Source organism: Candidatus Bealeia paramacronuclearis (genome assembly GCF_035607555.1).
Lineage (GTDB): Bacteria > Pseudomonadota > Alphaproteobacteria > UBA9655 > UBA9655 > Bealeia > Bealeia paramacronuclearis.
This window is the reverse complement of record NZ_JAVHWZ010000013.1, coordinates 1-3,534: the sequence shown is the minus strand read 5'-3', so window position 1 is coordinate 3,534 and position 3,534 is coordinate 1. Positions and strand designations below refer to the sequence as shown.

Sequence of the window (3,534 nt, the reverse complement as noted above, 5' to 3'; positions counted from 1 at the left end):
ATCCGAATGCTTCTTAACAAAGAAACGCATGATTCAAAAACACTCAACATGAAGGATGTAAAATGACAAAAACAACCATCAATGGACATCCTCTTCAACCCGTATCGTGTGTCGATAGAGTTCAGACTCAAGCGGCTAGTTGTGATGAACAAGGTGTCAATTGCATTACCGCAACCAGGCCAACAACTGAACCCACGGCGTTCGACCCAATTGATTCCAATTCGCTTACTGCAACACAATCAGCTGTGAGTGCACAGACTCCCATCAGTGAGGCGTAACCATGGAGACCGTAGAATTGAACAAGATGCTCATGGATGCTCTGGAGAACTTTCAAAAGCGCGTCACGCTTTCCATTAATGAGATGTTGAAAAACATCAAAGATCTTCAGGAAAGCGAGACACTGACCGCTGAAACCTTGGAGCCGATTATTGCGCCCGCACGCGGATTGTTTCAGGCACGGCTTTTGAGTGCCTTCTTACGGTTGGCGCTTGATAATGACAAAACCGAAGCGTCAAAAGAGGTCATGTCGTACTTCTGGCAGAAGTCAGAACAACTCTACAAAGAGAGCCTTGTGTCTGCGGAATCTCTTCATCCCTCGGCCGCATCACCTTCCGTTGAGGAGACCATTGCTCAGTTTCACAAGACTCTGGCGCAAAAGGAGCAATTGATTGCCCAGAAGATCAGAGAAAACCAAGACAAAATCGCTGCGATCCAGAACAAAATCAACGCCACTCAAGTCTAGTCTAGTCTAGTTCTTATTGAGGCACTTCTTGAGCTTGAATGATCTTGCGTTGGGAACGACTCAATGATTCCTGCATTTTCTGCTTCAGCAAGTAGAGTTCTTTGGGATTCAGTCCCTGATGGCTTTGAACAGAGAGCTGCAAGGTCAGTGCCTTTTGATTGTATCTGATCGAGAGATCGGTTTTGAAAGACTTAGAATCGATGAGACTACAGAGGTTTTTAAAAAAGATCATATTTTGCTTGAGCGAAAATGTCATGATGTCCTCTCGTTTGTCGTTGCATAATATGGCACACGCTCACAAGGAAAGGAAGGTGTCAGCCTCCCTCCTTTACGTTTCATATTAGCTGGTGGCGCGTTTTAAGTGACGCTCGATGTTGACCGTCATTTTTCTGAGCTTTTGTTCCTGAAGAGCCTGTCGTCTGAGACGTGCGAGCTCCAGCGTTGCCAGGTTATCCGGTTTTGCCGATGCGTTTTGAACAGCATCTCCATCGCTGGTGTCATTGAGAGTCTCATCGGCCGTCTTGTCTTCATCATTTTCTGGTGTTTGAGGCTCAGGCGTAACCGGAGACTCCGCAAAATCCGTTTCTTCTGTTGTCTCCAGAGTCTCAAGTGTAGGTTCTTCCTCCTTCACCGCGATAACTGTTTGAGGTTGAGGAACAGGCTCTTGTCGTGGTGGCAATGGTGACGTACCACTCATTTCTTCCGTCATATAAATACCGTTGAGTAAATGAGGAAATACATCTCGTAACGCAAAAGCCCGCGCGCGCATCTGGAGCATCCGTTCGGGATACTTGCGCCAGTTGTCTTTGCTGGCGAGTCCTGCCCGTTGTGCTTGTTCGTAGGAGAACGTCCTGACCTGAGGTGCTTCTCCATGGCGTTTGACCTCACAAATCGCCATTTTATTGGCCTTGTCAAAGGTCTCGTGACAATACTCAAAATCACTGGAGGCTTTGACGATAGCGAGCATCGCATCGCCCCAAAGCGTGGGTCGTCCATTGATAACCGTGATATTCAAGAGGCTCTGTCCCCACGCAAGCCCTAGACTTTGTCCATAAAGAATCGCCATGACAGCTTCTTGCGGACGTCCTTTATAGGCTGGGAAGAAACCACTCTGTGCTGCAAATTGGGCGAGTTTTAAGGCATTGTCCATCTCGTGTGGATTGGGAAGTGTTGCCGAGGTATAAGTTGTCAGGTGTGTCATTATTCTTCTCCTTGATCAATACGGAAAGTCATGCGATGGGCGCCATCGCGAGTTTGAGTGAGGGACACTCTGCCGCCACAGGGAAGATATCCCAGGGATGCAGTTTTCATGAGATGCCTCAATTGTGCTTTGAGAGCTTTGGCTTTGTCGGCCGCAGATTTTGACAACTGGCACATCGCGTGAGCTTCGTAAGCGATTGCGGCGGCCGCATCGTCAAGCGTGATCTCTGTGTCTTCCTGAGGTGTATAAAGGCGACTCAAAATTGTCTGCACGCCTGGTGCGCTGTAATCGCAAGGCGGCTCTGTTTTAGTGCGCATATACCGGTTATAGAAATCTTTGAGTGTGGCAAGAATGAGCTCCGCGGTCTCTTGGTGCCACTCCAAATGATAGAGGCGGTAATCATTGCCACCGATCAAGACGGCCAGATCCCACGCTTTCACATCAAAGAGAATCATATAACTCAAGACTTGAATGTAGTAATGATAAGGTACTGGACAGCTCTCAAGATCGGATCCGTCCCACCGTGTTCCGGTGAGACCCCATCCTTTTGCGTTAAACGCATCTGTTGTTTTGATCTCAAGTCCCCGCACCGGTTGCCAGAGAGAAGGATCTCGTGAGGCCTTCTCGTTTAAAACCAAAGCGTCCGGCGTGCCCCGAAATGGCAGAGAGGCTTCTTTCCAGACTTTTTGCGCACGTTGAGGCCAACGACCGATATGAAGGTGATATCCCGTTGATTCCCTGTAGGCTTGGATAATAGAGCCTTCCAACCGCAATCCCCATTCTTGCTGGGATGTTGTGGAATCCTCTTCCAATTCCGGCAGATCCATCGTCTTTTCGATAAAGACCTCGTAGGCCGTTTTGAAAGGAGAGACGCCAAGAATGGGTGCGACATCGCTCGCATGGATCCAATGACGTCGTTCTTGTCGGGCTTGTCTGGACAAACCAGTTGTACGCACGATGGTTGTATTCATGATCTTGCTCCTGACAGATGAATGCTCGCGTAGTAATCGGCGCGATTCTCACGTAAAGTTTGATGATAATCATCGTTATGATCATCATCCTCGTCTCGGATTGCCTCCTCCGCATCATCCTCTTGGGATAAGACGCTTTGGCCTTGGGCGTGAAGTTCGGCTTTGCGACGGGCGAGTGTTGCCTTAAGCTCCTGCCAGGCGGGATCTTGAGCCAATCGCGCTTGATGCGCTTCTTGGGCTTTAATCTCTTGTGTGACCCGCGCGGTCATGAGATCCATCACGGAATCTTGTGTGACCTGAGGCTCAGGTGTTGGCGCTGGCCGCACCAAGCGAAGCTGCACGTGGGGACGGCGACGTTGCGGTGTGAACGACTCAAAAACAGGCGCGTGCACAAGCCTTTGGGGAAGTGGTAAATTCATAGGACAATCTCCTTGAAATTAGAATATCATTGGGACGTGGAAAAAGCTAAGCGACGCGCCGAGAGGGGATCTCGTTCAGCACCCGTGGCGTTCTTAACGCCTCCAGCTGGTGAAGTGTGCGTGATAAGTCTCGCAAGAGCCCCGTATTGGTTCTCCGGATCGATTTCAGCTCCGCAATGACATCATCAAGATGACGTGTCA

The 3,534-nt window shown here is 49.3% G+C and carries 5 protein-coding genes; 1 reads left to right on the top strand and 4 read right to left on the bottom strand.

Translation table 11 applies throughout. From position 1 onward, the window contains the following. Nucleotides 1-280: 280 nt before the first annotated feature. Nucleotides 281-742, top strand: coding sequence for a hypothetical protein (locus Bealeia2_RS10405; protein WP_331256941.1), 462 nt, complete (start codon nt 281-283; stop codon nt 740-742). 13 nt (nt 743-755) lie between these two features. On the opposite strand, the gene Bealeia2_RS10400 is transcribed toward Bealeia2_RS10405, so the two are convergent. From Bealeia2_RS10400 to Bealeia2_RS10385, 4 genes are all read right to left on the bottom strand, one after another. After that, nucleotides 756-998 (bottom strand): hypothetical protein, encoded by a 243-nt coding sequence (locus Bealeia2_RS10400; RefSeq protein ID WP_331256940.1) that lies wholly within the window; start codon nt 996-998, stop codon nt 756-758. A gap of 84 nt (nt 999-1,082) precedes the next feature. Beyond that, nucleotides 1,083-1,943: a recombinase family protein gene (locus tag Bealeia2_RS10395; protein ID WP_331256852.1), complete on the bottom strand. Its 861-nt coding sequence runs from the start codon at nt 1,941-1,943 to the stop codon at nt 1,083-1,085. Further along, nucleotides 1,943-2,914: a YqaJ viral recombinase family protein gene (locus tag Bealeia2_RS10390; protein WP_331256939.1), complete on the bottom strand. Its 972-nt coding sequence runs from the start codon at nt 2,912-2,914 to the stop codon at nt 1,943-1,945. Before Bealeia2_RS10390 ends, Bealeia2_RS10395 begins: the two co-directional genes overlap by 1 nt. Further along, nucleotides 2,911-3,333: a hypothetical protein gene (locus Bealeia2_RS10385; protein WP_331256938.1), complete on the bottom strand. Its 423-nt coding sequence runs from the start codon at nt 3,331-3,333 to the stop codon at nt 2,911-2,913. The genes Bealeia2_RS10390 and Bealeia2_RS10385 overlap by 4 nt, the downstream gene beginning before the upstream one ends. Between the last annotated feature and the right edge of the window lie 201 nt (nt 3,334-3,534).